A 17349-nucleotide genomic window follows, 5' to 3' on the forward strand; every position below is an offset into this window, starting at 1 on the left:
GGAGCAAGATGGCAAGACAGACCGATGAGCGGGTGACCGCCGCGGACGACAGTGAGCTGGCCGTCACCGCGGCAGCCGTCGACGAAGCAGGCGGCGAAAACGTCGACGATCAGGCTGACGAGATCGCCGGGGAGACAACCGAGTCGAGGGGCCGGCTGACCCGCTTACGGCACCGGATTATCCCGCGGCTATCGCACACCGGGCAGGCGTTGTTGGCCGGTGCCCTCGTCGTGGCTGTGCTGGCGGGATTGACCGGTTGGCTTGGCTTCCGGGCCTACCAGAAGCACGAGGCACAAGCACAGCGCGATCTGTTCGTGCAGGTGGCGCGTCAGGGCGCGGTGAACCTCACCACCATCAACTACACGGAGGTCGATGCCGACGTGCAGCGCATCATCGATCTGGCCACCGGAGCCTTCCGTGAGGACTTCGAGCAGCGAGCCAAGCCGTTCATCGAGGTCGTCAAGGCGGCGCAATCGAAATCGGAAGGCACCGTGACCGATGCCGGCCTGGAGTCGCAGCGCGGCGACGCCGCGCAGGTGCTGGTGGCGGTCGCGGTGAAGTCGCGGACCGCCGCCGGTGAGGAGGCGCCACGAGAGTGGCGCATGCGGATCGAGGTCCGGACGGTCGGTGACGATGCCAAAGTGTCGAACGTGGTGTTCGTGCCATGACGACGTTGAGTGAAACCCCCACGCACGATGAGGAACTGGTCGACGCCGACGACGCGAAGACGCCGGAGGACTCCGATGCAGTCGACATCGAGGAGGGCTCCGACGGCGAGACCGGCAGCACGCGGGCAAGGGCGCCGATCGCATGGTCCCGCGTTGTCGCGTACGCGGTGCTACCCGCCTTGGCGTTGCTGCTGGCGCTCGGCGCGGGCTACCTCAAGTGGGTGGTGGCCTCGTCCGATGACCTCGCGCGAGTGCGAGCGGAATCGGTGCGGGCCGCGAGCGAAGACGCCGTCGCCCTGCTTTCGTATAAGGCCGATTCGGTGGAGAAGGATCTGGCCGCCGCCCGCGAGCGGCTGACCGGCGATTTCAAGGACGCCTACACGGAACTGACCCGCCAGGTGGTCATTCCGGGCGCCAAGGAAAAGCACATCACCGCGGTCGCCAAAGTCAGCGCCGCGGCGCCCGTTTCGGTGACGGCGAACCACGCCGTGGTCCTGCTGTATGTGAATCAGACCGTCACCATCGGGGAGGGCGCTCCCACCGACACGCAGCCGGTCATCCGCGTGGCATTGGAGAAGGTCAACGGCCGATGGTTGGTTTCGCACTTCGACCCGGTGTGAGGGGAACGGCCATGAGATGGTTACGCGCGCTACCCGCGGCCGTGCTTCTCGCCGCGGCGGCGCTGCTGGCGCCCGCAAGCGCGCATGCCGACAACAAGCGGCTCAACAGCGCCGTCGTCTCCGCGGTCTACACCTTGCAACACCAGGCGGGCTGCACCAACGACGTCATCAGGGACAACGCGCTGACGCTGGCCGCCCAGTGGCACGCTGACGACATGATGAACAACCGAAACATCAATGACGACATCGGATCCGACGGGTCGACGCCGCAGGACCGGGCCAACGCCGCCGGGTTCCGTGGCAAAGCGTCCGAAACGATCGCGATCAACCCGGCCATCGCCATCAGCAGCCTGGAGCTGGTCAACCAGTGGTATTACAACCCCGACGACATGGCGATCATCCGCGACTGCGCCAACAGCTCCATGGGGGTGTGGTCCGTGAACAGCATGGACCGCACCGTGGTGGTCGCGATGTACGGGCAACCGGGCCCGCGCAATCGATGACAGGTCTAAAAGATTCCTGATGATCTTCGAACCGCCGGGCACGGAGTTGGTCGAGACTTCGCCACGCTTGACCATCGGCCAGCTGGCCGAATTGCGCGGCCTGGACCCGCAATTGCAACTGCTGGATGTTCGCGACTCCGACGAGACGATGCAGGGCATCATCCCCGGCGCGCGGGAGATTCCGCTGCCGAACCTGACGAACTCGCTTTCGGACTTGGATCCCACGGCGCCCGTGGTGGTCTACTGCGCCAGCGGCCGGCGCTCCATGGTGGCCGTTAGCGGGCTTCGGGCTTCGGGGTTCGACGACGTTGCGGACCTGGTCGGTGGCTTTGAAGCCTGGCAGGCTGCCGGGTTCCCGATCGCCATCGGCGATGAGATCGTTTCGGACACACCGCAGGTCGGCCCGCGGGCGGCCAAAGCGTTGGTCGACGCGGGCGCACTGCTGCTCGATGTGCGGGAGCAGGACGAATGGTGTACCGAGCACGCGCCGGCTGCGATGCTTCTCCCGGTCGGGCGCGTGCGCACTCGAGAGGATGAACTGCCTCGTGACCGCCGCATTGTCGTGGTGTGCCGCTCGGGGGGACGGTCGGCGGCGGTGACAGCGTTGTTGCGCCGCTCCGGTTTCGACGCGGTCAACCTGGCGGGTGGCATGTGCGCGTGGGCCGCCGCCGGGTTGCCGATCGTGAGTCACGGCGGCGACACCGGGCTGGTTGTCCAAAGGGAGGATCCCCTCAACTGCGAGACCTCGCTTCAGCAACTGATCGGGGGCGTCGTGACGCCCTCCGCCCACTTCTACGTTCGCAATCATTTCCCAACCCCGGTGCTCGATCCGCAGCTGTATCAACTCGCGGTCACCGGTTTGGTTGAGCGGCGCCTCTGCCTTTCCCTGGACGACCTATACCAGCTGCCGAAACAGTCGCTGGTCACCACGCTGGAATGCGCCGGCAACGGACGGCTTCACTTCGACCCGCCGGTCGACGGCGAGCAATGGGATCTCGGGGCGGCGAGCACTGCCGAATGGACCGGCGTCCGGCTGGTCGACATTTTGGACCGGGCGGGACTGTCCGCTGGCGCCCACGATGTCGTGTTCCGCGGCGCCGACTCGGGTCCGGTCGACGGCGCGAGCGGGCCGGTGCGTTTCGAGCGCGCCCTATCGGTTCGGGATGCCCGCGACGCCGGTGCGCTCGTCGCATATGCGATGAACGGCGAACCGCTCCCACTGCAGCACGGTCGTCCCGTCCGGTTGATCGTGCCGGGCTGGTATTCCGTCGCATCGGTCAAATGGCTGACCGAGATCGCCGTGGTGGACCGCCCATTCGAGGGCTTCTTTCAAACCAACCGGTATCACTACGAATGGGAGCGCGACGGCGATGTCGTGCGGGAGCAGGTTCGCCTGCAGCGGGTCCGCGCCCTGATCGCCCAGCCCCTCGACGGTGCCTCTGTAGCCGCCGGGGAAATCGTCGTGCGAGGAGTCGCCTGGTCGGGGGCGGCGATCATCGACCGCGTCGACGTCTGCGTTGGCGAGGACTCCTGGCAGCCGGCCCGTCTGATCGGCGAACCCCGCCGACACAGCTGGCAGTGGTGGGAGTTGTTCGCGCGCTGTGATCTTCGCGGGTCCACGACGGTGCGGGCACGGGCGACCGACGCGGCGGGCAACACGCAACCCGAACGACCCGAATGGAATCGGTTTGGCTACGGCGGCAACGCGATTCAGACGATCTCCATCGAGGTGCGATGAAACACGCGGGTCGAGATCAGCCCGACAGTTCCGACAAGACCTTGTTGACGTCGGAGGTCGCACCGCGGTTGTAGGGCAGTTTGGACAGCGCGGTGGCCATGGCGCAGGTGTTGGACAGCGCGGCGTAGGTCAGTCCACCCCCGATCAGGGCGGCCACCCACTTCAGCCGCGGCACCGCGACGCTGCCCAGAACGGACGTCAGGACCACCGATCCGGCGACGAGTCGGACCTGTCGCTCGAGTTCCCACCGCTGTGCGCCGCGGTTCACCTCGAAACCTTGGCCCTCCCAATCGGTGATCCCCTTTTCGAGGACCCGCCCGCTGGTCAATCCGGCGTTGCGCAACAGCGTCTGCGCCTGGGTCGAGCGTTGCCCGGAACGGCACACCAGCACGACGTCGTCTTCTTGCCCGAGCCGCCGAGCGATTTCCTCGCCGTGCTGATCCAGTACGTCGAGGGGAACGTTGAGGGACCCGGCGATGTGCGCGGTCTCGAACTCGGCGGGGGTCCGGACGTCGACGACCCATGGAGCTTTGGGTGATTCGATCAGCCTGCGCAGCTCGATCGAGGTTATCGGGTCGGTGGTCGGTGTGTTCATGATTGCTCCCGGTGCAGATTGGTGAGTTAGGGGGTTGTTATCCCGAGCTTTTCGGCGTTGTCGTACTCGTCATCGATGAGTACGACGTCCCGACCTTGACGGTCGAGCAGTGCGGCGGCGATCGATGCGCGGTAGCCGCTGGCGCAATGGATCCATAATTCGCGGTCCTCGGGAAGCTCGCCAAGTCGTTGGGGCAGTTCGTGCAACGCCACGTTGACCGCGTCGCGCACGTGGCCGCCGTCGAACTCGCCGGCTTGGCGGACATCAAGGACCAGGACACGCGCATCGTCGAGCGCCTCGACGACATCCTCGAAGCTCGCGACCCGATAGCTCCGCAGCTCAGATCCGGCAGTGAGCTCGCGGATGTCGCCGGTGGCGCTGCCGGTCAGCCGGTCGACGCCGATGCGGGCGAGCTCGCGCTGGGCCTCGGCGACCTGGTCGGCATCTTCTCCGATCAGGGTTAGTGGCGCGCCCCACGCGTAAAGCCAGCCAACGTAATTGACGAACGAGCCGGAGAACTCGAAGCCATATGTGCCGGCCAAATGTCCTGCCGCGAAAGCGGTCCGGTTGCGCAAGTCGACGACCCATTCGCCGGCGTCGATTCGCGCTCGAAGCTCCTCCGGGCGCACGGGCGCGACGGGGGAGAGGTCCGGTGCTTCTGGTCCCTTCCTGTTGATCACGCCCATGTGCGCGTAGTAGGCGGGATATGCGGAAAGCTCGGCCAGCAGTTGTTCGACGTAGTCCCGTTCGTCCTGGGTGAGTGCCGGATTGGTCTGGCGTTCGTCGCCGATCGTCGACTCGTCGCTGTCGGTGGGGGCGGCCGAACAGAAGCTGCCGAATCCGTGCGTGGGATAGACGGGTGTGCTCGCGGGCAACTGGTCCGCGAGCCGACGAACCGAGCGATACTGCAGCCGGGACAATTCGGCGGCGTGCTCTTCGCCGGCCAGGTCGGTCCTTCCGGTGCTGCCGAACAGCATCGATCCGCCGGTGAACACCCCGACCGTCTGGCCACCTCCGTCGCGGAGCACGTAGCTGACGTGGTGGTGCGTGTGCCCGGGCGTGGACAGCGCTTCGAGGTGGAGCCCGCCCGTGTCGATCCGGTCGCCGTCGCCGACGGGCCGGTGCGGGAACTCAACGTCTTCCCCGGCGGGAAGAAGGTATTCCGCGCCGGTGGCTCGGGCGAGCGCCAGGCCGCCGGTCACGTAGTCGTTGTGAATGTGAGTCTCGAGCACGTGGGTGATGCGCAGGGCTGCGGCCAACTCCAGCACACGGTCGATGTCACGCTGCGGGTCGATGACGACCGCGACCTCGCCGTCGCTCACCAGGTAACTGCGGTCGCCCAATCCCGAGGTTTCGATAACCGAGACGTCCACCATCGTTGTTCCAAGCTGTTCGATTTGCTCACGACCGACCCCTCAAAAGCTAGCGGCCAGCAAACCGGACGGCGCTGGGGTTCCGTCGCGTGCTGCGGGGGCGGTTGACAATCGTGATCCCCTGGTGTGGGCGTTGATAGCGCGCAGGCCACGCTCAAACTGCCATTGCGACCGCGTCGGGTGCGATTAGATCCCGCAAATTGGTTGGGTGCGCAGGCCGACGCCACTTTGAACCCCGGTGATTTCTTCTCCGCCCGATCGGACGAGAGCGGCGGGGGGCTAGCGACTGGACATCGAGTCGGCGTCGCCCGGGTAGACGCGTCGGCCGTCGGGCGCAAAGTCGCAAGCGCACCATTGGCCCCGGTCCTGTGGCCGCCGAAGCTGTGTGCCGCGCTTGCGCATCAGGTGCTGCTTGTACACCTTGTCGCGCTGCTGGGGCGAGAACGCGAAGTCCAAATTGATCGGTAGCCCCGCCCAGTCGACCTGGTCGCCGGGTTGGTCGTCGCCGGCCGCACGCCGCAGCCGGCACTGCAGCGGGCACACGGCCCGCACGGTGTCCTCGAGGGGCCCGTCAAAATCCAGAGCCACTACGTCCCTCCTCGGCGCGACCAATGAGTGAATGGTGCAGCGAGGTTGTTTCAGTGGCAGGTGCGTGACGTTTCCGTCGTATTACGAGTCGGGCGGAAGCACGGCGCCTAGTAGACGTCGCGGTGGTAGCGCTTGCCGGCGCTCAACGACCTGACGTACTCCTTCGCCGCGTCGGGGTCGAGGCTGCCGTGTTCGGCGGCGACCTCGCACAGCGCGCGGTCGACGTCCTTGGCCATCGGGTCCGCGGTCCCGCAGACGTAGAGTTGCGCCCCGTCCTGCAGCCAGCGCCACAGCTCCGCCCCACGGCTGCGCATCAGGTGCTGCACGTAGATCTTGTCGCGCTGGTCCCTCGAGAACGCCAGGTCCAGCTCGGTGAGCAACCCGTCGGCGTGCATCTGCTCGATCTCGTCGCGGTAGTAGTAGTCGGTGGCGGCGTGCTGCTCGCCGAAGAACAGCCAATTGGGACCGGTGTGCCCGAGCGCGCGTCGTTCCTGCAGGAACCCGCGGAACGGCGCGATGCCGGTGCCCGGACCGATCATGATCATCGGCGTATCCGGGTCGCCGGGGGGCCGGAAATTGCTCGATGGCTGCAGATAGACGGCGACGCGATCGCCGGGGGAGCGGTCGGCAAGGTAGGTCGAACAGACTCCGCGCCGCGGGACTCCCTGGAAGTTGTAGCGCACCGGCGAGACCGTCAGGTGGACCTCTTGGGGGCATTCCTTCGGGCTCGACGAGATCGAATACAGGCGCGGCTGAAGGCGTTTCAGCACCCTCAGCCACTCGTGGGCCGAGGCGGAGACCGGGTGCTGCGCCAGCAGGTCGATCGACTGGCGACCCCACGTCCAATCGGTCAGCGCGGCTTTGTTTTCCGGCTTCAGCAGCTCGGCGAGTTTCCGGTCGCCGGTGCGCTCCTGCACGAACCGCACCAGGTCCCGGCTGATGTGGGCGATCTCGATTCGCTCCGTGAGCGCCGAGCGCAACGACATCAGACCGTGCTCGCCGACCTCGACCGGGGTCTGCCCGTCCAGGCCCGTGACGGTCAGCCATTCATCGACTAGCTGGTCGCTGTTGCGCGGCCACACCCCGAGCGCATCGCCGGCCTCGTAGCTGATCGTGCCCTCGGGCACTCGAAACACCAACTGCCGCACGTCCTTTGCCGATTCCGGCCGGCCCAGCTTGATGTTCTGGGCCATGTCGGTGATCAGCGGATGCTTCTTGGTGTACCCGGCCGTTCTGGACCCGTCGGCCGGTCGGGGCGGCGCGGCGACCGTCGAGGTGGCCACGGCCGGCGCAACCCCGTCGTGGCCCACCGGTGCGGGCGTGCGGGACAGCGCATCGATGACACCGTCAAGCCACCTGGCCGCGGCGTCGTCGTAGTCGGGTTCGCAGTCGACCCGCTCGATGATGCGCGTCGCGCCGAGCTGGGCCAGCCGCTCATCGAGCTTGCGCCCATGACCGCAGAAGTCGTCGTAGTTGGAGTCGCCCAGCGCCAGCACCGCGTAGCGGGTGGCGGTGAACCGTGGTGCGGCGTCTGACGTCAACGCTCGCCAGAGCCCGGCGCCGTTGTCGGGCGGCTCTCCGTCGCCGGTGGTGCTGGTGACCAGCAGCAGCTGCCGCGTCGTCGGCAGTTCGCTCACCGGGAAGTCGTCCATGCTGTGCAGCGCGACGGGCAGCTGTTTCTCGCCCAGCCGCGCCGCGATGTCGGCGGCGAGTTCCTCCGCGTTGCCGGTCTGCGATGCCCAGAGCACGACGACGGGCGCGCGTTCTGCGGGTTTGGCTCCGGGCGGCTCGGTGGTCGGTGGCTTGACCGTGGGGGCCGGCGTTGCCCGCGTCGTGTCGTTGCGCGAGAACAGGCCCGCCAGCAGGCCATCCACCCACAGCCGGGTGCCCGAGTCGAAGGGAGCGCTCAGGGGCAGCGTTGGCACGCCGGACGCGCATCGACCGGCATCCGACCGAAGGGCGGTCAGCATTCCGGCGAGATAGGAGCGGCCGAGCTCATCGAATTCCGGCACGGGCCTTGTTGCCACACCGAGCAAGGCGGCGAGGGCATCGACCTGCGACACGCTGATTTTCGGTAGCTCCGTGGGCGCGGGTGCTGGTGCGTCGGCATCCACCGATGGCTGAGGTTCAGTGCCCCGATTCGCCACCGGGACGGCGACTTTAGCCAATGCGACGGCGCAGGCTTTGAATTCCGGCTGGTTCGAGATCGGGTCCACCGCGTCGTTGGTGACCGCGTTGATCGCGAGGTATTCGCCGAACAGGTCGTTCCAGTGGAACGGTGCGAAGCAGTTGCCGGGCCGCACCCGGTCGCTGATCGCGGCGGGCAGCACGGCGCGACCGCGGCGCGAAGCGATTTCGATCGCGTCACCCTCGGCGACGTGCAGCCGTGCCGCGTCGTCGGGGTGGATTTCGACGAAAGGCCGGGGATTGAGCTTGTTGAGCTTGGCGACCTTGCCCGTCTTGGTCAAGGTGTGCCACTGATGCGCCAAGCGACCGGTGTTCAACAGGAACGGGTAGTCGTCGTCGGGCATTTCCTCGGGCGGCAGGTGCGGGCGGGCGAAGAACGCCGCGCGGCCGTTCTCGGTGGGGAAGGCCAGCCGGGGAGTGCTGCCGTCCTCGCGGACCAGCCGGGCCTGACTGACACCGTCGTTGAGGTAGCGAATGGGGCTGCGGTCGCCGGCGCCCCCGGGTGCGCACGGCCACTGCAGTGGGCCCCGGCGCAGCCGCTCGTAGCTGACCCCCCGCAGGTCGTAACCGGTCTTCGGATTCGAGAACCGTTTGATCTCTTCGAAGACTTCCTCGGCCGAGTTGTAGCTGAAAGCGTCCGAGAATCCCATCTCGCAAGCGACCCGGGCGATGATCTGCCAGTCGGGCATCGCATCTCCCGGCGCCCTGACCGCCGGCTGGAACAGCGTCATGTTGCGCTCGGAGTTGACCATCACGCCCTCGGCTTCCGACCACAGGGCCGCCGGCAGGAGGACGTCGGCGTATTCGTTGGTTTCCGTTTCTCCGAAGGCGTCCTGCGCGATGACCAGCTCGGCGCGCTCCAGGCCGGCCAGCACGGTCCTGCGATTGGCCACGGAGGCAACGGGGTTCGTGCAGACAATCCAGCACGCCTTGATGTCGCCGCGGGCCATCCGGGAGAACATGTCGATGGTGCCGGTGCCCACGTCCGTGTGGAGCGTTCCCCGTGGGATGCCCCACTGGTCTTCGGTGAAGGCCCGGTCGACCGCGGACAGGACCGAGCGCTGTCCGGGCAATCCCGGTCCCATGTAACCCATTTCGCGGCCGCCCATCGCGTTGGGTTGCCCGGTGAGGGAGAAGGGACCGCTGCCGGGTTTGCAGATCGCACCGGTGGCCAGGTGCAGGTTGCAGATGGCGTTGGTGTTCCAGGTGCCGTGGGTGCTCTGGTTGAGGCCCATGGTCCAGCAGCTCATGAAGTTGTTGGCTTCGCCGATCATGCGGGCCGCCGCGCGAATGTCGTCCTCGGGAATCCCGGTGATGTCGCTGACCGCGTCGGGGGTGTACTGCTCCAGGAAGCTGGGCATCACCTCCCACCCCTCGGTGAACTCGGCGATGAATTCGGGATCGGTGTGCCCGTTCTCGACGATCAGGTGCAGCAACCCGTTCAGCAGTGCGAGATCGGAACCGGGGGCGATTTGGAGGAACAGGTCGGCCTTGTCCGCGGTCGCCGTACGCCGCGGATCGACCACGATCAGCCTGGCGCCTGCCTTGACGCGCTCCATCATCCGCAAGAAGAGGATGGGATGGCAGTCGGCCATGTTCGCGCCGATTACGAAGAAGACGTCGGCGTGGTCGAAGTCTTGGTACGAGCCGGGCGGCCCGTCGGCGCCCAGCGAGAGTTTGTAACCGGCACCGGCACTGGCCATGCACAGCCGCGAGTTCGACTCGATCTGGTTGGTGCCGATGAAGCCCTTGGTCAGTTTGTTCGCCAGGTACTGCGCCTCGATGGACATCTGGCCCGACACATACATGGCAAAGGAATCCGGGCCGTGCGCGTCGATGATCGCGCGTAAACGGTGCGCGGACTGGGCAATTGCCCGCTCGATGTCGACGGGCTCGAGTGGCTCGCCACGGTCGGCGCGCAGATGCGCCGATTCGATTCGTCCAGGCGCCCCGAGCAAGTCGGACGTGGTGGCGCCCTTGGTGCACAACCGGCCGAAGTTGGCCGGATGTTGTTTGTTTCCAACAGACTTCCCGATGTGGCGCCGGCCGCTCTCGGGGTCGGTTGTGACCTGCAACACCATTCCGCAGCCCACGCCGCAGTATGCGCACACGGTGTTCACGGCATCGTTGTCGGACGCCATGGACTCGGTGGCCACGCCTACCTTCCCTCCATTGAGCACAATGGGCTTACGTGAATGGTGCGACGAGGATGTTTCGGCACCGGGTATCGGGAGTTTCCCCCGTTTTACGGCTTCCTCTCACCGGCCTAAGCGCGTCCGTGAACTTTCGGGAATGCCGCATAACCCCAGGTCAAGACGGGTCATCATCGACCCGCCGACCCCGGTCAAGGCTACCCGCGGGGCCCGATGCCTGAGCTATCAGAACGGGGTCTCGGACCAAATAAACGGGACATTCACAGCCTTCGCTAAGCTCACCGAGTGCGTCAGCTGATTGTGATCCTGTTGATCCTGCTGGCCTCCGGTTGCGGCGGGCACCAAGCCAGTTCGCCGCCAACCCCATCCGAGACGTGCAAGGACTCCGACGGGCCGGCGCCCGCGACGGTGCAGCGGGCCATCGCGTCGGTGCCGATCACCATCCCCGGTAGCAGCTGGGTAGAAATCGCTCGGGGACATGCCAAGAAGTGCCGTCTGTATTGGGTGCAGATCATTCCGACCATCGCCAGCGAGTCCACCGGACAGCAGCTGCTGTTCTTCGACCACAACACGCCGCTGGGCCCGGCGACCCCGAATCCCAAGCCGTACATCACCGTCTTACCGCCGGCCGATGACACTGTTGCCGTTCAATACCAATGGTTGAAGGGCAACGATCAGCCGTGCTGTCCCACCGGCAGCGGGACGGTGAAGTTCGGGATCGGCCCGGACGGCAGGCTGAAGGCGCTCGGCCCGATCCCGAATCAATAGTGTTGTGTCACAACATGAGGGAGCGGCGACTCAGTTCGCGGCGACGTCGGCGAGGTTCTCCGGGTGCAGCATCTCGGCGTAGCGCAATTGCTCGGGGATTCCGAAACCGTCGACGAGCGTCTCCGCGTGCGGTCGCAGCGCGCGGCATCGATCGTTGATGCCCCGGGTAACTGCCTTGGCCCGCTCGGTGGACAGGTACCGATGCTCGATGTACCACGCCTTGTCGTCTTCGATGACCGAAAGCGCGTACAGATCGCAGAGGATGCCGAGCAGTTCGCGGGTTTCCTCGTGCGGGCAGGCATCGATGCCGGCGACGAACGCCTCGAGCACCACCCGGTCGATGTGTGCGGACGCCGCGTGTAAAACGTGGTCCTGCACCGCGTTGAACGCGTCGAACTCCGACATCTCCTTGGATTTTGCCTGCAGCCGACGGGCCACGGACGCCAGCAGATATTCCTCGCGGTCCTCGAACATCTTGATCTGCGTGCCGCGGTTGAAGAGGCTGCCCTCTTCCTCGCTGTCCTGCCGGGCATCCACGATCGTTTGGATAATCGTCTCTGCCGCAGTCCGTTTGACGACGCGCTCACCGACGGTGTTGGCGGCGAAGCGCACCCATTCGACGGGGCTCATGCTGCGGATGTCATCGGCGTAGGCCGTCAGCAGCTCCTTGGCCACCAACTGCGTCAGTACGTGGTTGTCGCCCTCGAACGTGGTGAAGACGTCGGTGTCGCCGCGCAGCGCGACCAACCGGTTCTCGGCCATGTAACCCGCGCCACCGCAGGCCTCGCGCGCCTCCTGAATCGCCCGCGATGCGTGCCAGGTGTTGGCCGCTTTCAGCCCGGCGGCGCGGGCCTCCAGCTCGCGCTGCTCGTCGGCATCCACCGCGTCCGCGGTCTGGATGTCGTGACACTTGCTGACCAGCTCGTTCTGGGCGAACTGCAACGCGTATGACTTCGCAATCAAGGGGAACAGCCGGCGCTGGTGCACCAGGTAGTCCATGATGAGCACTTCGGACTCGTCATCGGGCGCGCTGAACTGCTTGCGCTGCAACGCATATCGCGTGGCAATGTCCAGCGCGACGCGGGCGGCGGCGCCGGCGCTGCCGCCCACCGTGATCCGTCCGCGCACCAATGTGCCCAGCATGGTGAAGAACCGGCGGTTGGTGTTCTCGATCGGCGAGGTGTAGGTGCCGTCCGGCGCCACGTCGCCGTATTTGTTGAGCAGGTTCACCCGCGGGACCCGGACGTGGTCGAACACGATGCGACCGTTGTCCACGCCGGGGAGGCCGCCCTTGTACTCGCAGTCCGACGTCGTCACGCCGGGCAGGTCGTTGCCCTCCGCGTCGCGAATCGGCACCAGCACGCAGTGCACGCCGTGGTTGACCGGTTCGCCGTCCTCCGTCGTGATCAGCTGGGCGAATACCGCTGCCATGGTGGCCGTTTCGGCCGCCCCGCCGATGTAGTCCTTACGGGCGGTGGGCGTCGGAGAGTCGATGATGAATTCCTCCGTGGCCGGGTCGTAGGTCGCGGTGGTCTCCAACGACTGAACGTCGCTGCCGTGTCCGGTCTCGGTCATCGCAAAGCAGCCCCGCAATTCGAGGCTGATGATCTTCTTCACGTACGCCTCGTGGTGGCGCTCGGTGCCCAGATTTTCGACGGCACCGCCGAACAACCCCCACTGGACGCCGGCCTTCACCATCAGCGACAGATCCGACATGGCGAGCATCTCGATCATTGTGATCGCCGCACCGATGTCGCCGGTGCCGCCGTGCTCCTTGCGGAAGTTGTCGGCGGCGGCACCGAAGGCGGCCATGATCCTCATCTGCTCGGCCACCTTGGTGCGCGCAATCACGGTGTTCGGGGTGTAGTGCGGCCGGAAGAGGTCCTCGCTCATGGTGGACCGCAGCTGGTTCCTCGTGTCGCGCCAACGCCCGTCGAGGGCGTTGCGCAGCTGGTCGGCAATGGTGGTGGTCTTTGGCGCCATAACCCGACCGTATCCTGCGGCTCGCGCTGCGGGAATAACAACCCGACCCGTTTTCGCCGACGACACATCCGGGGCCGGGCCGTGCCCCGTTTTCACCCAGCCGACCGGATCGGCGATACCTTCTCCGGTATGGCACATCGGGTCCGCGCGGCGTGCGCGTTGCTCGCCCTGGCGCTCGCCGGCTGCGCGCCGGCGCACCCGCACGCCCCGGCGGCCCCGCCGCGGCCGATGTTGGCCTATCTCGGTCAGGCGCAGGTTCCGTTCAATGCGAGCTTCGACGGGACGGTCATCGGCGGTTTGTCGGCGCTGAGCTATGACGCGGGCCGTCAGCTCTATTACGTCATCAGCGACGACCGCTCGAAGAAGAACCCGGCCCGGTTCTACACCGTGCAGTTGTCCCTGTCGGACAGGGGAATTGACAGGGTCACCTTCACCGGCACCCGTCCGCTGCTGGACCGTACCGGTCAGCCCTTCCGGCCGCTCACCCTGGATGTCACGCCACCGGTCGTCCCGCCGGACCCCGAGGGCATCGCGTTCGACCCCGCCCGGCAGCGGCTGTACTGGTCCTCCGAGGGCGAACGGATCACCTCCGGGCCGGTGTTGCTCGACCCCTGGATCCGGACCGCCGCGCTCGACGGCGCCTACCTCGGCGAGTTCACCCTGCCGGCCAATCTGGCGATGTCCACGCAGAACGTGGGCCCTCGCCGGGATAAGGCTTTGGAGGGTCTGGCGCTGACACCCGACGGCCGGACGCTGTACGCCGCGATGGAGGACCCCGGTTACAACGACGGCCCGACCGGCGGCGACGGTCACCGTGTGCTCACCCGGATCACCAAATTCGACGTCGCCACCGGGGTACCGACCGCCCAGTACGCCTACCCGATGGAGCCGCCCGTCCCGCCCGCCGAACTCAACGGCGTCTCCGACCTGGTCGCGCTGTCGGACACGACGTTTCTGGTGATCGAACGGGCCGCCGCCACCCCGCCGACCGTGCGGATCTACCGGGCCGAGATCGGCTCCGCCACCGACGTTTTGGCGCTCCCGTCACTGGGCGCGGACGTGACCCCGATGAGCAAGACGCTGGCGGTCGACTTGTCCGCCACGCCGGGACTGTCGCCGCTGGACAATGTCGAGGGCATCACGCTGGGACCGAAGCTGCCCGACGGTCGCCAGTCGGTGGTGCTGGTCAGCGATAACAACTTCTCCCCGAGTCAGGTCACTCAGTTTCTGTTGTTCGCGATGTGAGGGTCCCGCGGCCGCAGCCGGTAGAGGGTGAAGCCGGCCGCCGCGACGCCGAGCAGGACAAGCATCGTCATGTCGAACAGCCACCAGCCGCTGTAGTGGGTCCACGTCTGGCAGTCGGCGGCCAGGGGGTCGACGCGGCGCAGGTTGGCGGTGGACGCCGATGCGGCGAAGCCCCAGCGGGCGGGGACGAACCAGGAGATCTGTTGCAGGCCCCACTTGCTCACCAGCTGAACGAGGCTCCCGTTGAAGAGCGCGGAGGCCAGGATCACCGGAAGCAGCAGCGGCAGGACTTCGCGCAACGACTTGCCCATGGTCGACAACGCCAGCCCGACCGCCGCGGACACGATGGCCGTCACCGCCACGCTCACGTACAGCTCGAGGGTGGCGTTGTGCAGCAGGGCCGCGCCACCCGCCGGTCCGCCCTTGTCGGCGATGACAATGGCGAACACGATGGCCGTCAGGATCGCCGCGGCGAGGCTGAACACCAGGATCTTGGCGGCCAAATAGGCCACGGTCGACAGCCCGAGCGCCTGCTCGCGGCGGAAGATGCGATGCTCGCGCACCACAGTGCGGATCGTCAGCGCGGTGCCGATGATCACCGCGGCGAGGTTGAGCGCGGCCAGGATCTCGATCGCTTCGTGCGGGTGGGCGTCGCCGGCATGGGGCCGGGTCAGGCCCGAATCGCCCGGGATCAGCAGCGTCAGACCCGCCAGTGCGAACGGCAGGAGCACCAGGAACCCGACGTAGAGGCGGTCGGCGAAGAGCAGCCGGACGTCACGACGGGCCAGCAGCCGGATCTGACGACCCAAGGGGGCTTCGGCGGGCGGCGGCGCCGGTGGCGCGATCTCGGGCGGCGGGGGAGCCGCCGGGGGACGGGCGCGAAATGCGCGGTGGACGCCGTCGGGGTCGGCGCTGACGCGGGCCAGCACTTGCGGCCAGTCGGCGGTGCCCAGCGCGGATTCGACGTGTGCGGGCGGCCCCAGGAACGCCGTCGTACCGGCCGAGCTCAGCGTCAGCACCTCGTCGCACAGGTCGAGGTTCGCCAACGACGTCGGCGACGACACGGCCGCCACCACCACGCAGCCAATGTCGGCCTGGCGCCGCAGCATCGCCATGACGTGACGTTGTTGCTCCGCATCCAGGCCGGCGGTCGGCTCGTCGACGACGAGCAGCGTCGGCCGGGTGAGCAGCTCGACCGCCAGCGCGGCACACCGGCGCACCTCGGGCGAAAGCTTGCCGATCCGGGTGGACCGGTGCTCCGAGAGATCCAGTTCCTCGAGGACTTGGCCGATCACGCGGTCGCGTTGCTCCGGTGAAACGTCCTGCGGCAGGCGCAGTTCGGCGGCGTACGCCAACGCCTTTTCGACGGTGAGCTGGCGGTGCAAGCGGTCCTCGGGCGAGACGATGCCGATGCGGGTGCGCATCGACGCCGGCTCCGCATGCACGTCGTGGCCGTCGACCGTGACGCGCCCGGAGCTGGGTTGCCGGGTGCCGGCGAGCAGCCCGAGCAGGGCGGAGTTGCGGTTGGCCGACGGCCCGACGACGACTGTGAACATGCCCGGACGCGCCGAGAACGAGATGCCCGACAACATGTCGCGCCCGTCTACCGTCAGCCCGAGCTGGTACGCGGTCACCCCGAGGGTGCGGGCCTCGGCTTTGAGCGGCAATCGATAAGTGGCATTTCCAGATTCCGCGGCGCCGACGGCCGCACGCGGAACGCGGAGTTTCGAGGTGATCATCCGCTCGATCAGGCCCGGTGCCTTCGCCTGCGCATCCGCCGCCAGGATCGGCTCGACTGGCGGTGGAACGGGCGGTGTCGGCTGCGGGTGGGCGGGACGTTCGGCCGCCGGCGGTTGCGGGGGCACCACGCGCATGCGCTGGGTCTCGCGCTCGGTCGGGGCCAGCGGGCTCGGCTCGCCCGGATGAGCGGGTGGCGGGGGGAAGGGAGGAGGCGCCGGGGCCTGCCGCGGCGGGTAAGCGGGCGGTCGAGGCGGGGTTTGACGAGGCGGGCCGGCCGGGTGAGCGATCTCGAAAACCAGCCGCGGACCGCGCTGCGGATCACCGACGCTGATCGCCTGGCCGTTGCGAATCGCGACGGTCGAGGCCCGTGCGCCGTCGACGAAGATGCCGTTGTGGCTCAGGTCGATCGCCACCCAGTGAGTGCCCGCGAACCGCAGCACCACCTCGGGGCGGGGCGCCGGGGGCGGCGAGGTCGGAGTTCCGAGGCGCTCGAGGGCGATGTCGCTGCCCGGGCCGTAGCCGACGATCACGTCGCGGCCGGGGGAGAAGTCGAATCGCGCCGACCCGACCCACACGGTCAACGGGGAGGCTCTGAAACCGGAAGCCTCGGGCCGCATGGCCGCCACCTTTCGTCGCACCGGTCAGATCGACCTAGTGTCTACCCGCCGGCCGTCGTCCATCCACGTGGGTCCGCCCGTCACAGCGCGTTGCGGCGCCCCGCCAGCGACGCGTTGTCGAGAAGCCGGCGCAAGACCTCGACCGCGTCGGTCAGCACCTGGCGGTCGCCCGGCTCGAGCAACGCCAGTTGCGGTTCGATCGCGGCGGCACGGTCGGCGCGAACCGCATTGAGCGTGCGCTTGCCCTGGGGGGTGATGCGGATGCGGACGGCGCGGGCATCCCCCGGGTCGACGGTTCGGGTGACCAGGCCGGCGTCCTCGAGCCGGCGCACCTGGGTCGTCATGGTCGGTTGTGAGCAGTGATCGACCGCCGCGAGGTCGCCGATCCGGGCTTCGCCGTGGGCTTCGATGGAGGCGAGCAGTCTGGCCTGCGCCGCCGGCAGCGGCATTTGGATGCGCTGGGTGGCCAGCCTGTTGAGCCGCGCCACCACGGCGAGCAGATCCGCTCCCAGCTGCTGGGCCTCGATGTTTGCGGTCTCGACAACTCTGTCCATGTGTCCATAGTTCCATA

The 17349-nt window shown here is 67.4% G+C and carries 13 protein-coding genes; 6 read left to right on the top strand and 7 right to left on the bottom strand.

What is annotated here, in order from left to right:
• Positions 1-8: 8 nt before the first annotated feature.
• Genes A5701_RS03335 through A5701_RS27200 form a run of 4 tightly spaced genes read left to right on the top strand, consistent with a single transcriptional unit; the run spans position 9 to position 3529 of the window.
• A complete protein-coding gene (locus A5701_RS03335) occupies positions 9-668 on the top strand; it encodes an Mce protein (protein ID WP_156669890.1) in 660 nt (219 codons plus the stop codon).
• Positions 665-1288 carry a hypothetical protein gene (locus tag A5701_RS03340; RefSeq protein WP_067748476.1) on the top strand — a complete coding sequence of 208 codons (624 nt, stop codon included), beginning with the start codon at positions 665-667 and terminating at the stop codon, positions 1286-1288. The genes A5701_RS03335 and A5701_RS03340 overlap by 4 nt, the downstream gene beginning before the upstream one ends.
• Positions 1289-1299: 11 nt before the next feature.
• The gene (locus A5701_RS03345; protein WP_067748478.1) at positions 1300-1791 is read left to right on the top strand and encodes a CAP domain-containing protein; all 492 of its coding nucleotides are present in this window, start codon (positions 1300-1302) and stop codon (positions 1789-1791) included.
• Between the two features lie 19 nt (positions 1792-1810).
• Positions 1811-3529, top strand: coding sequence for a molybdopterin-dependent oxidoreductase (locus tag A5701_RS27200; RefSeq protein WP_082969658.1), 1719 nt, complete (start codon positions 1811-1813; stop codon positions 3527-3529).
• A 16-nt stretch (positions 3530-3545) separates the two neighbouring features.
• Here A5701_RS27200 and A5701_RS03355 read toward each other — a convergent pair whose 3' ends face one another.
• The 4 genes from A5701_RS03355 to A5701_RS03370 form a co-directional block, all read right to left on the bottom strand.
• Entirely contained in the window at positions 3546-4124 is a 579-nt protein-coding gene (locus A5701_RS03355) for a rhodanese-like domain-containing protein (protein ID WP_067748480.1), read from the bottom strand.
• A 26-nt stretch (positions 4125-4150) separates the two neighbouring features.
• Entirely contained in the window at positions 4151-5497 is a 1347-nt protein-coding gene (locus A5701_RS03360) for a rhodanese-like domain-containing protein (RefSeq protein WP_067748570.1), read from the bottom strand.
• 279 nt (positions 5498-5776) lie between these two features.
• The gene (locus tag A5701_RS03365; protein WP_156669891.1) at positions 5777-6085 is read right to left on the bottom strand and encodes a hypothetical protein; all 309 of its coding nucleotides are present in this window, start codon (positions 6083-6085) and stop codon (positions 5777-5779) included.
• 107 nt (positions 6086-6192) lie between these two features.
• Positions 6193-10413, bottom strand: a complete 4221-nt coding sequence (locus A5701_RS03370; RefSeq protein ID WP_067748576.1) for a bifunctional nitrate reductase/sulfite reductase flavoprotein subunit alpha — start codon at positions 10411-10413, stop codon at positions 6193-6195.
• Positions 10414-10725: 312 nt separating this feature from the next.
• On the opposite strand from A5701_RS03370, the gene A5701_RS03375 reads away from it, so the two are divergent.
• Entirely contained in the window at positions 10726-11193 is a 468-nt protein-coding gene (locus tag A5701_RS03375) for an LppP/LprE family lipoprotein (RefSeq protein ID WP_067748578.1), read from the top strand.
• Between the two features lie 30 nt (positions 11194-11223).
• On the opposite strand, the gene A5701_RS03380 is transcribed toward A5701_RS03375, so the two are convergent.
• Positions 11224-13176 (bottom strand): acyl-CoA dehydrogenase, encoded by a 1953-nt coding sequence (locus tag A5701_RS03380; RefSeq protein WP_067748482.1) that lies wholly within the window; start codon positions 13174-13176, stop codon positions 11224-11226.
• 129 nt (positions 13177-13305) lie between these two features.
• On the opposite strand from A5701_RS03380, the gene A5701_RS03385 reads away from it, so the two are divergent.
• Positions 13306-14421 carry an esterase-like activity of phytase family protein gene (locus A5701_RS03385; RefSeq protein WP_067748484.1) on the top strand — a complete coding sequence of 372 codons (1116 nt, stop codon included), beginning with the start codon at positions 13306-13308 and terminating at the stop codon, positions 14419-14421.
• On the opposite strand, the gene A5701_RS03390 is transcribed toward A5701_RS03385, so the two are convergent.
• Together A5701_RS03390 and A5701_RS03395 are read right to left on the bottom strand one after the other, a co-directional pair.
• Positions 14397-16778, bottom strand: coding sequence for an ATP-binding cassette domain-containing protein (locus A5701_RS03390; RefSeq protein WP_067748580.1), 2382 nt, complete (start codon positions 16776-16778; stop codon positions 14397-14399). The genes A5701_RS03385 and A5701_RS03390 overlap by 25 nt on opposite strands.
• An 80-nt stretch (positions 16779-16858) precedes the next feature.
• Entirely contained in the window at positions 16859-17332 is a 474-nt protein-coding gene (locus tag A5701_RS03395) for a MarR family winged helix-turn-helix transcriptional regulator (protein ID WP_067748486.1), read from the bottom strand.
• Between the last annotated feature and the right edge of the window lie 17 nt (positions 17333-17349).

Source organism: Mycobacterium sp. E3305 (assembly GCF_001666785.1).
GTDB lineage: Bacteria > Actinomycetota > Actinomycetes > Mycobacteriales > Mycobacteriaceae > Mycobacterium.

Excerpts from the sequence above, each read along its gene's own strand:
- A5701_RS27200 (WP_082969658.1), top strand. The coding sequence starts at position 1,811 with ATGATCTTCGAACCGCCGGGCACGGAGTTGGTCGAGACTTCGCCACGC.
- A5701_RS03340 (WP_067748476.1), top strand. The coding sequence starts at position 665 with ATGACGACGTTGAGTGAAACCCCCACGCACGATGAGGAACTGGTCGAC.
- A5701_RS03370 (WP_067748576.1), bottom strand. The coding sequence starts at position 10,413 with ATGGCGTCCGACAACGATGCCGTGAACACCGTGTGCGCATACTGCGGC.
- A5701_RS03380 (WP_067748482.1), bottom strand. The coding sequence starts at position 13,176 with ATGGCGCCAAAGACCACCACCATTGCCGACCAGCTGCGCAACGCCCTC.
- A5701_RS03355 (WP_067748480.1), bottom strand. The coding sequence starts at position 4,124 with ATGAACACACCGACCACCGACCCGATAACCTCGATCGAGCTGCGCAGG.
- A5701_RS03385 (WP_067748484.1), top strand. The coding sequence starts at position 13,306 with ATGGCACATCGGGTCCGCGCGGCGTGCGCGTTGCTCGCCCTGGCGCTC.
- A5701_RS03390 (WP_067748580.1), bottom strand. The coding sequence starts at position 16,778 with ATGCGGCCCGAGGCTTCCGGTTTCAGAGCCTCCCCGTTGACCGTGTGG.
- A5701_RS03395 (WP_067748486.1), bottom strand. The coding sequence starts at position 17,332 with ATGGACAGAGTTGTCGAGACCGCAAACATCGAGGCCCAGCAGCTGGGA.
- A5701_RS03335 (WP_156669890.1), top strand. The coding sequence starts at position 9 with ATGGCAAGACAGACCGATGAGCGGGTGACCGCCGCGGACGACAGTGAG.
- A5701_RS03345 (WP_067748478.1), top strand. The coding sequence starts at position 1,300 with ATGAGATGGTTACGCGCGCTACCCGCGGCCGTGCTTCTCGCCGCGGCG.